Genomic DNA, 428 nt, shown 5'->3' on the forward strand with positions numbered 1-428 from the left:
AGCCGGTCCGGCGGCGATCAGGGCGCCGACGATGATGACCGACGACACCGCGTTGGTGACCGCCATCAGCGGCGAATGCAGCGCCGGGGTGACGCGCCAGACGACGTAGTAGCCGACGAAGCAGGCGAGCACGAGCACCGTCAGGCCGGTGACGAAGAAGTTGCCGTGACCGCCGGCGGCCTCGGCCACCGGTTGGGCCGTCTGCGCGACCTGGGCGGCCAAGGCATCGACTTGGTGGGTCAAATTCGCCAGCGTCTCGCGGAACGCGGCGAGGTTGCTTGCGGGATCCGGGTGTTCCATGGGATCCGCCTCCTCAAGCGGGTTGCGCTTCGCGGGCGTCCGCGAAGGCCGGATGCACGACGGCGCCGTCGCGGGTCAGCGCGATGGCCTTGACGATCTCGTCATCCCAATTGAGCGTGATGCCGGTG

General features: G+C 68.9%; 1 protein-coding gene. It reads right to left on the reverse strand.

From position 1 onward, the window contains the following. Positions 1-300, reverse strand: a 300-nt coding sequence (locus tag TSO352_RS05270) for a proton-translocating transhydrogenase family protein (RefSeq protein ID WP_109106685.1), incomplete at its 3' end; no start/stop codon positions are given. Positions 301-428: the final 128 nt, after the last annotated feature.

This window comes from Azospirillum sp. TSO35-2, assembly GCF_003116095.1.
Classification (GTDB): domain Bacteria; phylum Pseudomonadota; class Alphaproteobacteria; order Azospirillales; family Azospirillaceae; genus Azospirillum.